The sequence below is a fragment of the Kocuria salsicia genome (genome assembly GCF_039532055.1).
GTDB classification, from domain to species: Bacteria; Actinomycetota; Actinomycetes; order Actinomycetales; family Micrococcaceae; genus Kocuria; species Kocuria salsicia.
Genome location: NZ_BAAARF010000008.1, coordinates 142,771 through 157,282, shown reverse-complemented (window position 1 = coordinate 157,282; position 14,512 = coordinate 142,771). Strand labels below are relative to the sequence as shown.

Here is a 14,512-nt window from a genome sequence, read left to right as displayed (position 1 = left end):
CGCGGCGGCGTCGTCAGGCCTGCGGGGCAGCAACAGGGGCTCCCTTCGGTGCGGAGCCGAGGCGGTGCAGACCGCGCGCAGACCACCACATCATGACCACGAGCAGGACGTTGCGGATGGTCAGCACGAGCGCCATGACCGGGTTGTTGTGGCTCAGCGCCGTGTAGAAGAGGGGGTAGATGAAGAACGTGGCGATCCCGATCAGCACGGCCAGCAGGGCGGGTGCGCGCCACGCGCGCCGGTCGTGGACCAGGCCCACCGCGATCACCGGGCCCAACCACACCATGAACTGCGGCGAGCCCACCTTGTTGAAGACGATGAACGCGGTGACCATGGTCAGTGATCCGGCCAGGAACAGGGCGCTGCGGTCCAGGGCGCCCGCGCGCAGGCCGTTGCGCAGCCCGCGCACGATCAGCGCCACAACCACCACGGCTGCCACCAGGAACAGCGGCTGCATGAGCTTGGACATCACGTCCGAGCCCGGGCCGTCCACCTGCATGGAATTGATGTCCGTGTTCATGTACATGTGCGAGTCCCCGATGTGGAGGACGGACAGCCACAGCCACGGCGTGGTGAACGTGGCCTCGAGCTGCATGCCGCGGTCCCCCTGCTGGGTCGCGAAGTCCGCGATCTTGTGCAGAGAGCCCGATGCCGCCGCCACGCCCACCGCGACCAGCGTGGCCAGGACACCGGCGAGCAGGACGGCACCGCGGCGTCGTGCCGCGCTCAGCAGCGCCAGCACCACCGCCGCGGGCCAGACCTTCACCCACGTGGCGAGGCTCAGCAGCAGGGAGGCGACGAACGGGTGGGCCACGCCGTAGACCAGGCCGATCAGCACGATCGGCGCCGTGAACCCATCCATGCGCGCGAAGCCGAGCCACCCCATCAGGAGGATGAACCCGAGCCACCACCAGCCGGCCACGAGAGCCTCACGGTTGCGCCCCCGGTCGGTGAGCTTGGCCATCGCCACCGCGTTCAGCACGGAGATCACCAGGACCCACAGGAAGAAGAACGGGCCCGGACCCGCGAGGCCCGCGAGCCACATGGGCACCTGCGCGAGCACCGGGTACACCCACGGGCTCGGCCCGGAGGGGATGTTGCGCTCGTCGAAACCGGCCTCGGCCCACGCGCGGTAGATGTTCGTGTCGCTGAACGCGTTGCCCTGCAGGGACACGATCAGCGCGAAGAGCAGGAATCCCAGGTGCACCAGCAGGAAGCCCACCAGCAGCGCGTGGGGCGTCATCAGACGCTCCCGCCAGCGGCGGGGGAGCACGGCATCACGGAACCGGGTCAGGGTCGCGAATGATCTGTCTGTGAGCACGGATGGGGTCCTTCTGCGAGTGCGCCGTGGGTGTGCGGTGCGTCTGCGCGGGACCCGGTGCGGCTTGGACGCGGCCGTGGCCGGGATGCCCGCGGTGCGGTCCTGGAACGGTGGTGCGCTGTGCCCGCGCAGTGCAGGGCGAGGTCGCGCTCCCCCGATTCTATGGGGCGTGGCCCGCACCGCGCCCGACGCACCGCCCAGTCGCTCACCCAGCTCGCTGTCCGGCGCCCCGCTCAGCTGCCCCTCCTGCCCCTCCGGCGTTCCGTTCGACGCCTCGCGCTGCTCCTCGTTCGACGTCCCGTGGGCGGCCGCGGGATTGCCCGTCCGGCCGGCGGCCGTCCTGTAAAGTCGGGAATCTGAGCCGCTGGACACCTCGGCTCGCCCACCACTGGTCGGCTGAGGGGGCTGTGCAGATCTCATGACCGCAACGGGCTCCCCCTCCACGCACACCGGCTCCACCGCCAAAGGCGACTCCCGGGCGCACGTGGCGGTGATCCAGGGCGTGATCGGCTCCCTGATGATGCTCGTGGGCTCCGTGGGAACCGGGTGGATCGCGAACGGCTCCCCCATGGTCCGCCACCCCCTGGTGATCGAGCTGCGGGTCAACGTGTGGGGCGTGTACACGTGCACCGTGCTGCTCACGGTGGGCGCCATGCTCCTCATCCGCTCGTGGCTGCGACTGGGGCAACGGCTGCGGGGCTGGCCGCCGGGTTCCCTGCGCACCGTGCGCACCGCCGTGATCGCGTGGTCCGTGCCGCTGCTCTTCGCGGTCCCCATCTACTCGCGGGACGTCTACGCCTACATCGGCCAGGGGCGTCTCATCCTCGCCGGCAAGGACCCGTACGTGGAGGGCATCTCATCCCTGGACAACTGGTTCATGCTGGGCGCGGACCCCGAGTGGGCGGAGGCGCGCACCCCCTATGGTCCCTACTTCCTGTGGATCGCCGCCGCAGTGGTGAAGCTGACCAACGCGCAGCCTGACGCCTCCGTGATGCTGTTCCGGCTGGCCGCCTACGCGGGTGTGGCGCTGTGCATGGTCTACGTCCCCAAGCTCGCACGGCTGCACAACGTCAACGGCGCCCGTGCCCTGTGGATCTCCGTGGCCAACCCGCTGTTCCTCATCAGCTTCGTGGCCAGTGCGCACAACGACGCCCTCATGGTGGGGCTTGCGGTGGCCGGCGTGTACTTCGCCGCCACGAGACATCCCATTCTGGGCATACTTCTGGTCACCGGATCCATCGGGATCAAGCCCATCACCATCCTGTTGCTGCCGTTCGTCGGGCTGCTGTGGGCGGGCAAGGGCGCCTCCTGGCCGAGACGCTTCGTGATCTGGGCGGCCACCGCGACCATCAGCTTCGGGGTGCTGGCACTGAGCGGTGTGGTGGACGGGCTCGGCCTCGGGTGGGCCTGGGCGCTGCTGGACCCCACCCCCGGCTACACCGGCTACTCCCCCTCGGGCTTCCTGGGCCAGCAGGTCGGGCGGATCGGAGACTTCCTGGGGCTGGACGGCGGTGCCCTAGCCGGCCGCTTCCGCCGTCTGCTGCAGCTCGCCGCCATCGGCATCGTGCTCGTGCTCATGTTCGTGGGCGGGGACCGGAAGATTGTGCGGCGCATGGCCATTGCGTTCGCGGCCCTCGTGCTGCTCTCGCCCATCATCCAGCCCTGGTACATCCTGTGGCTGCTGCCCCTGCTCGCGGCCACCGGCATCAAGGACAACTGGCAGATCCGCGTCATCTACGTGGTGATCACGTTCTTCGTGGTGTTCGGCGCCCAGGACCAGCTCTCGGTCTGGCCGTTCATCAGCCTCAGCGTCAGCGTCTCCCAGGTGGCCTTCGCGATCACCGTGGCCTTCACGCTCTACCTGGCACTGATCGACCCGCGCACCCGCACGCTGCTCACTCACGGCGGGTGGCGGGGCTGGTTCGGGCCCGGGCCGGCATGGGAATCCACGGAACTCGTGGCACCGCAACGCTGACGACGGCGCCGCCCGGGGCCCCGATCCCGTGGCGCACCGCCGCGAGGACGCCCGGGGCAGTGTTCAGCGGTGCCCGTCGCCACACACGAATCCGGCACCGACACTGACGGGGTTCAGCGGTCTCCCCGCAGCCGTTCAAGTTCCCGGCGGTCTTTCTTGGTGGGGCGCCCGGCCCCGCGGTCCCGCCGTGCCACCGGGACGCTCAGCTCCGCGGGCCGCGGCGGGGAGTTGTCCTCGTAGCAGGTGACCGCCACGGGTGCTCCCACGCGTTTGAGGATCAGGCGGGTGATCCTGAACTCCTGCTGCCACCCCGGGCGCTTCACGCTCACCTTGTCCCCCACCCGCACCTGCTGGGCGGCCTTGACGGGGGCGCCGTTGAGTCTCACGTGGCCCGCGCGGCACGCCTGGGTGGCCGAGGAGCGGGTCTTGAACAGCCGGACGGACCACAGCCACACGTCCAGGCGCGCGGTGGCGGGATCGTTGCTGGAGGAAGGCATGCCCTCACGCTACCCGGCCGCGCCCACCCCTCGGGAAGACTCAGGCGGGCCGCAGGGGTGGACCGAGGCGGGCGCTCCGCAGGAGAGGCCCGCGGGTGGACCCGGAACGCACCGTCCCCCGGGCGGTCAGGACCCCCCGGGGGACGGCGGCGTCGTCATCCGACGGACGGTGACTGCGGGATCAGTCGAGCACGGGCAGCTCGGTGGTCTCGAAGCGCTCCTGGAAGAACGAACGGTTCCTGAAGTACTGGGTGACCATCACCACGACACCCAGCAGCAGGATCCCGATGCCCAGGATGAACACCAGGCCCACTCCCCCGATCTGCGAACCCGAGCCGTAGGCGGGGTCCATGGAGTCCACGGAGGTCTGCACGAAGAACATCAGCAGCAGAAGGCCACCCAGCAGGGGCGCGAAGAGGTTGTTGAGGAAGCTCTTCACGGACTTGAACCAGGACCGGCGGAAGTACCACACGCACGCCAGGGCCGTGACGCCGTAGTAGAAGCACACCATCATGCCCAGGGCGGTGATGGTGTCCCACAGGACGTCCTCGCTCACGATGCGCATGAAGGTGTAGAACAGCGAGGAGACCACGGCGGCGGCCACGGTCGCGAAGCCGGGGGACTGGAAACGCGGCGTGATGCGCCCGAAACGACGCGGCAGAGCCCCGTAGTACCCCATGGCCAGCAGGGTGCGGGCCGGGGACACGAACGTGGACTGCAGCGACGCCGCTGAGGAGGACAGCACCGCCAGGGACAGCAGCAGCGCCGCCGGACCCATGACGGGACCGGCGAGTGCCGCGAAGACGTTCTCCTGGATCTCGGGGTTGTTCAGCCCCACCCCGGTGTCGCCCAGACCCGCGAAACTCAGTACGGCCAGACCCACGACCATGTAGAGGACCACGATCGAGAAGATCGTGGCGAGGGCCGCGCGCCCCGGTGTGGTGGCGGCCCCCTTCGTCTCCTCGTTGATGGTCAGCACCACGTCCCAGCCCCAGTAGATGAACACGGAGAGCGAGACGCCCGCCGCGAACGCGGACAGCGATCCCACACCCAGCGGGTTGAACCACTCGGCCTGGATGTGCATGCCGCCCTCGGCGGTGCCGTTGGCCACGTGCACGAAGGCTGCCACCGAGAACCAGAGCAGGATGATGATCTGGAACGCGACCAGGACCCACTGCACCTTCTCGGTGGTCTCCACGCCGCGGTAGGAGATCCAGCACGCGCCGGCCATGAAGACCAGGCATGTGAGGATGTTGACCGGCACGTTGCTCGCCAGGTCCGCGACCTCCGGGCGCCCGGTGACCTGGGCGATCATCAGGTAGAAGAACTCCACCGCGATGCCGGCCAGGTTGGAGAGCACGAGGATCGTGGCCGCCAGCAGGCCCCAGCCGCCCATCCACCCGACCCATGGCCCGAAGGCCTTGGACGTCCACGTGAACGTGGTGCCGGAGTCCGGCATGGCCCGGTTCAGCTGCCGGTAGCCCACGGCCACGAGCAGCATGGGAATGAACCCCACCAGGAAGATGGCCGGCAGGTGGGTGTCCACCGCGGCGGCGGTAGGGCCCAGCGCGCCGGAGAGCGTGTAGGCGGGGGCGATGCAAGACATGCCGATGACCACTGCACCGAGCAGGCCCACCGATCCGGAGCTCAGTCCCTTGTCCGTGCCGCCCTCGGCCTCGGTCTCGACGCTCATGACTCCGTCTCCTTCTCGGACGTTCTCAGGGGCAGCACGATCATGGGAATCGGCAGGTGCCGCAGGATCCGGCTCGTGGTGGTGCCCAGGAAGATCTGGCGCTCCCCCGCCAGGCGGGAGGAACCCACCAGCAAGACGGCGTCCGGCTGCCAGTCCATCTCGGCCACGGCCTTCTTGAGGGTCTTGCCACGCACCACCTGCACGGACACCGGGACGTGCTCTCCGATCTCCTTGGCCGAGCTCTGCAGGTTCCGCTCCACCTGGGCGATGGCCTCGGTCGCCTCGCCCTGGACGTGGTCCAGGGGCAGGAAGCTCACGAGGTCCAGTTCCAGCCCGCTTCGGTACGCGGCCTCGCGGGCCTCCCGCATGATGCGGTGGGCCCCCGGTCGCATTCCGATACCGGCATACAGCCGCTTGATGGCGGTCACGCCCTTGTAGCCGCGCGGTGCGAGCGCCACGGGGACGCCCGCACGGTGCAGCAGCGCGTCCGTCACCGGGCCCACGGAGAACTTGGCCGTGTACTTTCCGCTCGCCGCGCCCACCACCACGAGGGTGGCCTCGAACTCCGCGACGGCCGCGAGCAGACCCGCGGCCACGGAGAGGGACGTGCGCACGTGACCGCGGGCCACGACATCGTCGGGCACCGTGTCCAGCGCCTCATGCAGCCAGTTGTTGGCCTGGCGCCGCAGCATGGGCGTGACGTCCCCCACGGGTGGGTACACCGGCAGGTACGGCTCGTCCGAGCGCAGGATGCAGACGATCTCCAGCTCGGCGTTGAACGCCTTGGCGAGGGCGATCCCCAGCCGCAGGGCGTCCTTGCTGCGCTTGTCACCGTTGTAGCCGATAACGTAGCGGAAGGTACCGTCCTGCCCGGCGGTCGTCGAGGTGGCCGAGGTCCCGCGGTCTCCGGCGGGCGTGGCCGGCCCGGTCATCAGGCCTTCCTCGCGTCCACGATCTGCGACGCGGCCAGCTCGCCCTGGCGCAGCGCGCCGTCCACGTGCTGGTAGCCCTCGGCCGCGAGGTCCGAACAGGCCCAGCGGATGGGACCCACCGGCTCGGACTGGATGGCACCGTAGCGGGAGAGGCCGCCGAGGTCGTAGGAGGCGGCGTAGGCACCGCGGGTCCACTCCTCCGAGCCGAAGTCGGACTCGTAGTACACGACCGGCTCGAGCGCCTCGTCACCCAGGTAGTGCGCGAGGGACTTGAGGATGAGACGCTTGCGCTCCTCGGCCGGCAGGCGGAAGACCTCGTCAGCCTTCTCGTCAGAGACGAAGCCCACCAGGGTGCCGCGCTCGTCCCCGTGGTTGGTGTTGTCGTAGACCTCCTGGGAGAGTTCGTACGCGCCGAAGCCGGTGCCGGACAGGCCCTTCTCGCGCCAGAACGGGGTCTCGTAGACGGCGTGCACCTTGATGACGATTCCCAGGGACTGGTGCTGGTGCATCTGGTGCTGGAAGCGGGGCAGCGGGGGCTCGAAGGAGATCCGCGAGTACAGGTTCGGAGGAACCGCCACGACGACGTCCTTGGCCTTGACGGTCAGGCGGTCCGAGAACACGCGCACGGTGAAGTCCGGGTCGTGCTCCTCGTAGGTCTCGCCCTGGCCAGCCCACTGGATGGTGCGCACCGGGGAGTTGAGGAAGACGACGGTGTCCGTGTCACTCTCCAGGACCTGGGTTCCGTCGTCCACACCCAGCTGTTCGGCCATGGTCACGGACACGGACTGCATGCCGCCGACCACGCGCTTGTCCAGGATGAAGTCTTCGTCCACCAGGTTGGAGAACGAGCCGGCCGAGGCCGCCATGAGCACCGCCTGCAGGGCGGAGAACGAGTGCGCCGGCTTGGTCAGCATGCCACCGGCCACGTAGATGCCGATGTTGTTGCAGGCTTCCTCGTCCGAGCTGTTCTGGCGCAGCCAGGCGTGGAAGGACACGGTGTCGAGCTCGCGGGCCTTCTCGGCGGCCCAGGGCTCGGCCGCGCCGACCTCGGCGGCGAGCTTGTTCAGAAGGGCGATGAGCTTGTCCATCTCCCGCTGGGTCTCCTCAGAGGCGGGGAACATGTGCCCGGAGTAGGTGTGGCGGGTGCCGTCCGGGGCGATGTAGACGGACTCGCCCTCGCGGTAGCGGTCGAAGGTCTCCAGGCCAAGCTCGTCCACGAGCGAGAGCAGCACGGTCTGGTCCGGTGAGATCCACTGGCCGCCGAGCTCCAGGAAGGCGCCGTCGATCACGTTCGACCAGGTGCGACCGCCCACGCGGTCACGGGCCTCGAGGACGGCCACGGACTTGCCGGCCTCGCGAAGCCGGCGGGCCGCCATCAGTCCCGCGGGACCGGCACCCACGATCACGACGTCGCGCTCGATGGCCTGCTGGGATCCGAATACTCGTTGTTCAGACATTGCTTTTCCTTTCAGAAAATGTGGATAGCGTTAATTTTTACAACGTGGGAGGACCCGAATGCCCCTAAAGTGGGGGCACCAATGCGTTTGCACCGGTCAAGACCGTTTCCCGGACGACCCAGGAGGAGTGGTGGATCAGATTCCCCCCGAACGAGGCCGTGGCAGGCCCCGAACGCCGATTCTCACCCGGCGCAGGATCACCACCGCGGCGATGGACCTGATCCAGAATTCCGGCTACCGGTCGCTGACGATGTCCGCGCTGGCAAACCAGCTCGGGGTGTCTGCTTCTGCTCTGTACAACCACGTGGGCTCCAAACGGGACATCATGATCCTGGTGCAGGACAGGGTCAACGAAGAGATCGACTGCTCCGGGTTCGAGAGCGAGGAGTGGGACGTGGCCCTGGAGAACTGGGCCCGTTCCTACCGGGAGGTCTACTCCCGGAACATCCCCCTGATACCCGTCATCGCTGTGCTGCCGGTAGCAAATTCCCCCCACACGCTCGTGATGTACGAAGTGGTGACCGCGGGGCTCATGAAAGCCGGTTGGCCGGAGCCCTTGGTGGTCAATGCGGTGACGGCCGTGGAATCCCTGGTCTTCGGTTCGGCCTACGACGCCACTGCCCCTGGCGATATCTTCGATCCCGGGGCTCTCAACGAACTCGCACCAATATTTGCGGCCGCCGTGGCACGCCGGAACCTGATGCTCGTGACCGACGAGGACGGGGAGGAGGCCCGCAGCGGCGCAGACGCGGCGTTCGACCTGGGACTGCGCTGCCTGCTCGCCGGGTTCAGGGAGGAACTCAGGACCCTGCGGCAGGGCGTCGCACCCTGATGCAGAGCCCCACGCCGTCAGACCTCCAACGAATGCATCACGTGTTTGACCCGGGTGTACTCCTCCACGGAGTACAGCGAGAGGTCTTTGCCGTAGCCGGAGTGCTTGAACCCGCCGTGGGGCATCTCCGAGACGAGCAGCATGTGGGTGTTGACCCACACGCAGCCGAAGTCCAGGTCCCGGCTGACCCGCATGGCGGTGCCGTGGTCGGAGGTCCACACGCTGGAGGCTAGGGCGTAGGCGACGTCGTTTGCCATCCGGACGGCCTCCTCCTCGTCGCGGAAGGTCTGGACCGTGAGCACCGGCCCGAAGGTCTCCTCCTGCACGAGGGCGTCGTCCTGGTGCATTCCGGTGATCACGGTGGGTTCCACGAAGAAGCCGTCCGTGCCTTCCACTGGCTTGCCGCCCGCCACCACCGTGGCGTGAGCCGGGATGCTCTCCAGCTTCTTGCGCACGTCCTCGTAGTGGCGGACGTTGTTCAGCGGGCCGAAGTCGTTCTTGGACTCGTCCGCGTCACCGGTCACGGTCTCCTTGGCCTGCTCGGCCAGCAGCTTCACGAACTCATCGTGCGCGCTCTCCTCCACCAGCACACGGGTCACCGCGGTGCAGTCCTGGCCGGCGTTGAACGTGCCGTACTGCACGAGCTGCTCGGCGGCACGCTCGAGGTCCGCGTCCGCGAAGACCAGGGCCGGGGCCTTTCCTCCCAGTTCCAGGTGGGTGCGCTTGAGGCCCTGCGCGGCACTGCGTGCCACGGCCTGGCCAGCCCGCACTGAACCCGTGATGGAGACCATGCCCGGCACGTGGTGGGTGGTCAGCAGCTCACCCGTCTGGGCGTCGCCCAGCACCACGTTGAGGACACCGGCGGGCAGTACCTCCCCGGCGATGCGCGCGAGCACCAGGGTGGACTCCGGCGTGGTGTCGCTCGGCTTGAGCACGATCGTGTTGCCGGCCGCCAGCGCGGGGCCGATCTTCCAGATGCCCATCAGCAGCGGGTAGTTCCAGGGCGCCACCTGCGCCACCACACCGACCGGCTCGCGGCGGATGTAGGAGGTGTGCTCGGACATGTACTCGGTGGCGGCGCGGCCCTCGAGCGTGCGGGCGGCACCGGCGAAGAAGCGCAGGTTGTCGGTGCCGGCGTCCACCTCCTCCGAGGCGATCTGCGCGCGGGGCTGGCCCGTGTTGCGGTGCTGGGCGTCCACCAGCTCGTCCTTGTGCGCCTGCAGGGCGTCCGCGAGCTTCAGCAGGGCCTCCTGGCGCTCGGCCGGCGTGGCCTTGTTCCAGGTGGTGGCGGCGGTAGACGCGGCCTCGAAGGCGGCGTCGACGTCCCGCTCGTCCGAGACCGGGGAGGTGGCAACCACTTTCCCGTTGAACGGGTTCACGATCTCGATGGTGTCCTGAGCGTGGGCGGCCACGAACCGCCCGTTGATGTAGTTCTGCAGTGTCTCGGCCATGAAGGTCTCCTTACAGAGGGACGTATCGATGGAACACATGGCCCGTGGGGACATCCAAGCCGCGCGAGTCACGTGTAGTTTAGATCACCCTAAATGATCGCCGTTCATATATGAACCCTCCCGACAAAGATTGCGGCCCGTCGTCCATCACACCCAGGACACGGCGACGGTGCCCGGGAAGGTTCCCGGGCACCGTCGCCGGAGGGGCCCTCACCCCCGCACCCTCCGGGGACACAATGGAGCCCATCAGCAGTCCTCGAGAGCATGGAGCGACCATGAGAGCCACACCCCGCACCGTGGGGGTCACTGGTCTCGGTGCCATGGGGCGGCCCATGACCGGGCACATGGTCGCCGCCGGCCACGACGTGGTCGTGCTGCGGCACAGCCTCCTCAAGCCTCAAGGCGGAGGGCGCCCGCCCCGTCGACGAGCCTCGGCACATGGCGCGCCAGACGGACCTCGTGATTCTGATGGTTCCGGGCACCGAGGAGATCGACGCACTCGTGCCGCGCCTGGCTGAGGGCGTGGCCGAGGGGGCCCCTGGGTGCGGGACAGGTGGCCCAGGCCTGCAACCAGCTGATCTGCGCGGCGGAGATCGTCGCGCTGTCCGAGGCCTCGGTGGTGGCCGAGCGTGCCGGGCTGGACCTGGCACAGCTCCTGGACCTGCTGCGCTGCGGTTGCGCGGGGTCCGTGATCATGGAAGACAAGGCGCCCAAGCTCGTCGCCCACGACTACGGTGTTCCAGCAGTGGGTCGCGCAGTGCACGGACTGATCCCCTCGGGCGCTCCTGGGCGCAGCCGGGCACGGAGGCTTGCAGGGCCCCGGGCCTACGGGGTTGCGGGCCTGCGGAACTCGGGTCCGCGAGCTCCGCAGGCCCGCCGCGACCCGCGGGGTTCGATCCGCACCGGTTCCGTCTTGTGTGACCCGTTTCGGGCGGACGTGAAATCATGCGCTTCATGAGCACCGACGCACCCCAGGACCCGCTGCACTTCTATCTGGACAAATCGAACCGGCCGGCGTGGAAGGCCATCGGGGCACTCTCCGACGCCGCGCGCACCCAGGCGCTGGATTCCGGGCTGGATTCGCAGCTCGTGGAGCTCGTCATGCTCCGGGTGTCGCAGATCAACGGCTGCTCGTACTGCCTGGACGTCCACACCAAGCGGGCCGCGGCCGCCGGCCTGAGCGACCAGCGCCGCGGTCTGGTCTCTGCGTGGCGGGATGCGGCCGTCTACTCCGAGAAGGAGAAGGCCGCACTGGCCCTGGCCGAGACCGTCACCCTGCTGCCCGGCCCGGAAGACCGTGACGCATGCCAGGTGGTCAGCCACGGCGCACTGTCGGACGAGCAGTATTCGGCGGTGCAGTGGCTCGCCATCACCATCAACACGACCAACCGCATCTCCATCATGTCGCACCACCCGGTCCGGCGGGAGAAGGACAGGTCGTGACGAATCCCGAGAAGAACCCGCAGCCCACGGTGTGCGGCAACAGGCCAGGCACGGGCGGGACCACCGAGAGCGGGCTGAGCAACGGCGTCACCGTGATGCACGGCGAGAACGGGCCGGTGGAACTCCTCCAGCCGAGGGACGTCCCCCTCGGCGGACCGCGCGGAATGACGGTCCAGCGGACGCTGCCGCAGAAGGCACGCTCGCTGATCGGCGCGTGGTGCTTCCTGGACGCGTACGGCCCGGACGACGTCGCCGCGACCGGCGGCATGAAGGTCGCCCGCCACCCGCACACCGGCCTGGCCACGGTCTCCTGGCTCTTCGAGGGCCACATCGACCACATCGACTCCGCCGGGAACTGGGCCACCGTCCGCCCCGGTGAGGTGGACCTCATGAATGCCGGGCGGGGGATCACCCACTCAGAGTTCTCCACCGAGGACACCAGCGTGCTGCACGGCGTCCAGCTCTGGTACGCGTTCCCGGACGCGGACCGCTTCGGGGAGCCGAGCCTGGACACCCACCGACCCGAGCCCGTCACGGGAGAGGGGTTCTCCGCCCGCGTGTTCATCGGCTCGCTGCTGGGCACCACCTCCCCGGTGGCCACGCGGATCCCGCTCACGGGGGTCGAGCTGCACCTGGACCCGGGCGCTTCCCTGGAGATCGAGGTCCCCGCGGAGCACGAGCACGGTGTCCTGAGCGTGACGGGGACCCTCAGCGTGGACGGCGTGGAGGTCCCCCGGCACGCGATCGGGTTCACCGGAACGGGCCGCACCCGCGTGCGCGTCTCCGCCGGGGCCGAGCCGGTCCTCGCGGTGCTCATCGGCGGGCAGCCGCTCAACGAACAGATCGTGATGTGGTGGAACTTCGTGGGCCGCTCCCACGACGAGATCGAGACGTGGCGGCGCGCCTACATGGAGGAGATGGGCTTCACCGAACCCGGCGGGGACTCGCCGTTGCCCGCGGACAGCCGCAGCGACGTCGGGGGCCCCGCGACCGGGAGGTTCGAGATCGACGGGCTGCTCGGCACCGCGTACGACGACGGCCGCCCCTTCCCGCAGTTCGGCACCTTTCCGCCCGGGCAGCCGGGCCCCCTTCCCGCGCCGGAGCTCCCGAACGTCACCCTGCGCGCACGAGGGTGACCCGTTCCATCCACGAACCGTCCGAGGAGGACACCATGACCGACACCCCGACCATCGACAACCCCCAGGTCTCCCTGGGCACCGACGAGCAGGGCACGCAGCGCTTCGAGATCCGCGTGGGCGACCCCGCGGACCCCGTGGGATTCACCGTGGCCATCGACCACGACGCCGCCGGCACCAAGCAGCGCATCTTCCCGCACACCGAGGTCGACGACGCGTTCGGCGGCCACGGGCTCGCCTCCACCCTGGTGCGCCAGGCCCTGGACACCACCATCGCGGACGGCTACCAGCTGGTGGTCTTCTGCCCGTACATCACGTCCTGGATCCAGAAGCACCCCGAGTACGAGCAGTACACGGTCAAGGCGACGACCGACCACCTGGCGGCGCTGCGGGGCTGAGACCGGGGAGCCGGAACACGCAAAAAGTGCAGCTTTCGACGTTTTCACGGGTGAAAACGTCGAAAGCTGCACTTGTAACGGAGGAGCCGGGAACCCGGGCGGGGCTCAGCGGTCCGTGATGTTCCCGCCCTTGCCGTGGAGTTCGCGGCTGCGGTCGAAGTAGTCGTTGATGATCGCGCGGAACTTGTCCGCGTCCTCCCGCGCCCAGTTGCGCATGAACTCGCTGCCCAGCGCCACCGAGGTGGTAGGGTGCGCGCCGGCCTGCACCATGCGGGTGATCGCGGACTCGTGGGACACGGTGGAGACCCCGCCCACGGCGTCGATCACGGGGTACACCTCGTAGCCCTCGCGCAGCATGTCCAGGGTGGGGAATGTGAGACAGACCTCGGTCCACAGTCCCGCCATGATGATCTTGCGGCGCCCCGTGGCCCGGATCGCGGCACGGAAGTCCTCGTCCTCCCACGAGTTCACGCCGGTGCGGTCGATCTCCTCGATGCCCTCCAGCTCGGCGAGCAGCTCGGGGATCGTGCCCTCGTTGACACCCATGTCCACACCCACGGTGGGGACGTCGTAGGCCCGGGCGAGCTTCGCCAGGGCGACCGCCCCCAGGTTGATCTCCTCCCTGGTGGTGGAGCCGATCGTCGCCTACTGGCCGGGCTGGAAGTCGATGAAGACGATGGCGCTGTTCTGCGGGGTGAGCAGGTGATCGCCCTGCGGATCGCGGACGGGCTCGGGCTGGACCTTCGGCAGGATGACCTCCATGGCGCTGAGTGGTGCGTGGACCTTCACGCTAACGGCCAGGACCCGTTACCGACCAGGGCCACACCCCGTGCATTTGCGGAGCAAGTGCACTTCTGACGCCCCCAAAGTGCACTGACGGAGCAGACGCATCTCCGAGGAGCGCGGCGGGTGTATACCGGAAGCATGAACGTTGTCGTGAAGCGAATCTATGACGAGCCCGCCCAGAACGACGGCACCCGCGTGCTGGTGGACCGCGTGTGGCCCCGGGGCGTGAGCAAGGAGGAGGCGGAGCTGGACGACTGGAACAAGGAGGTCGCGCCGTCCACCGAGCTGCGCAAGTGGTACGGGCACGATCCGGAGAAGTTCGAGGAGTTCTCCAAGCGCTACCGCAAGGAGCTGGAGTCGGGTGACGGCAAGGAGGGTCTGCAGAAGCTGCGGGACGCGGTCAAGGGCAAGCGCCTGACCCTGCTCACCGCGTCCAAGGCCGTGGACATCAGCCAGGCCACGGTCCTGCAGAAGATCCTCTCGGACTGAGTCCCCACCGCCGGGCCGCTACTCGCCCGTCGGTTCATCCCCCCCGGTGCGCCACCGTGGCATCGAAACCGTGGCATCGACGCAGCGCCGCCCCGCCGGGCC

The 14,512-nt window shown here is 68.8% G+C and carries 15 protein-coding genes; 8 read left to right on the top strand and 7 right to left on the bottom strand.

Going from position 1 to position 14,512, the window contains the following annotated elements; all coding sequences use genetic code 11:
- Nucleotides 1–13 precede the first annotated feature (13 nt).
- Complete coding sequence (locus ABD264_RS07860; protein WP_344205330.1) at nt 14–1,321, bottom strand: glycosyltransferase 87 family protein; 1,308 nt, start codon at nt 1,319–1,321, stop codon at nt 14–16.
- A gap of 418 nt (nt 1,322–1,739) precedes the next feature.
- Between ABD264_RS07860 and mptB the strand changes: the two genes are divergently transcribed.
- Nucleotides 1,740–3,296: a polyprenol phosphomannose-dependent alpha 1,6 mannosyltransferase MptB gene (gene mptB, locus ABD264_RS07855; protein ID WP_144941434.1), complete on the top strand. Its 1,557-nt coding sequence runs from the start codon at nt 1,740–1,742 to the stop codon at nt 3,294–3,296.
- 113 nt (nt 3,297–3,409) lie between these two features.
- Here the strand turns inward: mptB and ABD264_RS07850 are convergent, their stop codons facing one another.
- From ABD264_RS07850 to ABD264_RS07835, 4 genes are all read right to left on the bottom strand, one after another.
- Entirely contained in the window at nt 3,410–3,793 is a 384-nt protein-coding gene (locus ABD264_RS07850) for an RNA-binding S4 domain-containing protein (protein WP_290499877.1), read from the bottom strand.
- 181 nt (nt 3,794–3,974) lie between these two features.
- On the bottom strand, nt 3,975–5,486 hold the full coding sequence (locus tag ABD264_RS07845; RefSeq protein WP_144941438.1) for an APC family permease: 1,512 nt from the start codon (nt 5,484–5,486) through the stop codon (nt 3,975–3,977).
- Nucleotides 5,483–6,418 (bottom strand): universal stress protein, encoded by a 936-nt coding sequence (locus tag ABD264_RS07840; RefSeq protein WP_344205327.1) that lies wholly within the window; start codon nt 6,416–6,418, stop codon nt 5,483–5,485. Before ABD264_RS07840 ends, ABD264_RS07845 begins: the two co-directional genes overlap by 4 nt.
- Nucleotides 6,418–7,875: a flavin monoamine oxidase family protein gene (locus ABD264_RS07835; protein ID WP_144941441.1), complete on the bottom strand. Its 1,458-nt coding sequence runs from the start codon at nt 7,873–7,875 to the stop codon at nt 6,418–6,420. Before ABD264_RS07835 ends, ABD264_RS07840 begins: the two co-directional genes overlap by 1 nt.
- 130 nt (nt 7,876–8,005) lie before the next feature.
- Here ABD264_RS07835 and ABD264_RS07830 point away from each other — a divergent pair, with 130 nt between their 5' ends.
- On the top strand, nt 8,006–8,707 hold the full coding sequence (locus ABD264_RS07830; protein WP_260983289.1) for a TetR/AcrR family transcriptional regulator: 702 nt from the start codon (nt 8,006–8,008) through the stop codon (nt 8,705–8,707).
- A 17-nt stretch (nt 8,708–8,724) separates the two neighbouring features.
- On the opposite strand, the gene ABD264_RS07825 is transcribed toward ABD264_RS07830, so the two are convergent.
- Nucleotides 8,725–10,158: a gamma-aminobutyraldehyde dehydrogenase gene (locus tag ABD264_RS07825; RefSeq protein WP_290499876.1), complete on the bottom strand. Its 1,434-nt coding sequence runs from the start codon at nt 10,156–10,158 to the stop codon at nt 8,725–8,727.
- Between the two features lie 110 nt (nt 10,159–10,268).
- On the opposite strand from ABD264_RS07825, the gene ABD264_RS12455 reads away from it, so the two are divergent.
- From ABD264_RS12455 to ABD264_RS07805, 5 genes are read left to right on the top strand one after another with little or no spacing between them, the layout of a single operon-like run.
- Nucleotides 10,269–10,676 (top strand): NAD(P)-binding domain-containing protein, encoded by a 408-nt coding sequence (locus tag ABD264_RS12455; protein WP_366939325.1) that lies wholly within the window; start codon nt 10,269–10,271, stop codon nt 10,674–10,676.
- Between the two features lie 35 nt (nt 10,677–10,711).
- Entirely contained in the window at nt 10,712–11,116 is a 405-nt protein-coding gene (locus ABD264_RS07820; protein WP_310745343.1) for an NAD-binding protein, read from the top strand.
- Nucleotides 11,113–11,601 carry a carboxymuconolactone decarboxylase family protein gene (locus tag ABD264_RS07815; RefSeq protein ID WP_144941448.1) on the top strand — a complete coding sequence of 163 codons (489 nt, stop codon included), beginning with the start codon at nt 11,113–11,115 and terminating at the stop codon, nt 11,599–11,601. The genes ABD264_RS07820 and ABD264_RS07815 overlap by 4 nt, the downstream gene beginning before the upstream one ends.
- Nucleotides 11,598–12,737 (top strand): pirin family protein, encoded by a 1,140-nt coding sequence (locus tag ABD264_RS07810; RefSeq protein WP_344205322.1) that lies wholly within the window; start codon nt 11,598–11,600, stop codon nt 12,735–12,737. Before ABD264_RS07815 ends, ABD264_RS07810 begins: the two co-directional genes overlap by 4 nt.
- Before the next feature lie 35 nt (nt 12,738–12,772).
- Complete coding sequence (locus ABD264_RS07805; RefSeq protein ID WP_344205320.1) at nt 12,773–13,135, top strand: GNAT family N-acetyltransferase; 363 nt, start codon at nt 12,773–12,775, stop codon at nt 13,133–13,135.
- 105 nt (nt 13,136–13,240) lie between these two features.
- Here the strand turns inward: ABD264_RS07805 and ABD264_RS07800 are convergent, their stop codons facing one another.
- A complete protein-coding gene (locus ABD264_RS07800) occupies nt 13,241–13,681 on the bottom strand; it encodes an isochorismatase family protein (protein WP_344205318.1) in 441 nt (146 codons plus the stop codon).
- Between the two features lie 378 nt (nt 13,682–14,059).
- On the opposite strand from ABD264_RS07800, the gene ABD264_RS07795 reads away from it, so the two are divergent.
- Nucleotides 14,060–14,410, top strand: a complete 351-nt coding sequence (locus ABD264_RS07795; protein WP_144941451.1) for a DUF488 domain-containing protein — start codon at nt 14,060–14,062, stop codon at nt 14,408–14,410.
- The last annotated feature ends 102 nt before the right edge of the window (nt 14,411–14,512 follow it).

What these genes read in the sequence shown, in the direction of transcription:
- ABD264_RS12455 (WP_366939325.1), top strand. Translation starts at nt 10,269, where the DNA reads ATGAACCCTCCCGACAAAGATTGCGGCCCGTCGTCCATCACACCCAGG.
- mptB (WP_144941434.1), top strand. Translation starts at nt 1,740, where the DNA reads ATGACCGCAACGGGCTCCCCCTCCACGCACACCGGCTCCACCGCCAAA.
- ABD264_RS07815 (WP_144941448.1), top strand. Translation starts at nt 11,113, where the DNA reads ATGAGCACCGACGCACCCCAGGACCCGCTGCACTTCTATCTGGACAAA.
- ABD264_RS07845 (WP_144941438.1), bottom strand. Translation starts at nt 5,486, where the DNA reads ATGAGCGTCGAGACCGAGGCCGAGGGCGGCACGGACAAGGGACTGAGC.
- ABD264_RS07805 (WP_344205320.1), top strand. Translation starts at nt 12,773, where the DNA reads ATGACCGACACCCCGACCATCGACAACCCCCAGGTCTCCCTGGGCACC.
- ABD264_RS07800 (WP_344205318.1), bottom strand. Translation starts at nt 13,681, where the DNA reads ATGGGTGTCAACGAGGGCACGATCCCCGAGCTGCTCGCCGAGCTGGAG.
- ABD264_RS07795 (WP_144941451.1), top strand. Translation starts at nt 14,060, where the DNA reads ATGAACGTTGTCGTGAAGCGAATCTATGACGAGCCCGCCCAGAACGAC.
- ABD264_RS07840 (WP_344205327.1), bottom strand. Translation starts at nt 6,418, where the DNA reads ATGACCGGGCCGGCCACGCCCGCCGGAGACCGCGGGACCTCGGCCACC.
- ABD264_RS07835 (WP_144941441.1), bottom strand. Translation starts at nt 7,875, where the DNA reads ATGTCTGAACAACGAGTATTCGGATCCCAGCAGGCCATCGAGCGCGAC.
- ABD264_RS07825 (WP_290499876.1), bottom strand. Translation starts at nt 10,158, where the DNA reads ATGGCCGAGACACTGCAGAACTACATCAACGGGCGGTTCGTGGCCGCC.
- ABD264_RS07850 (WP_290499877.1), bottom strand. Translation starts at nt 3,793, where the DNA reads ATGCCTTCCTCCAGCAACGATCCCGCCACCGCGCGCCTGGACGTGTGG.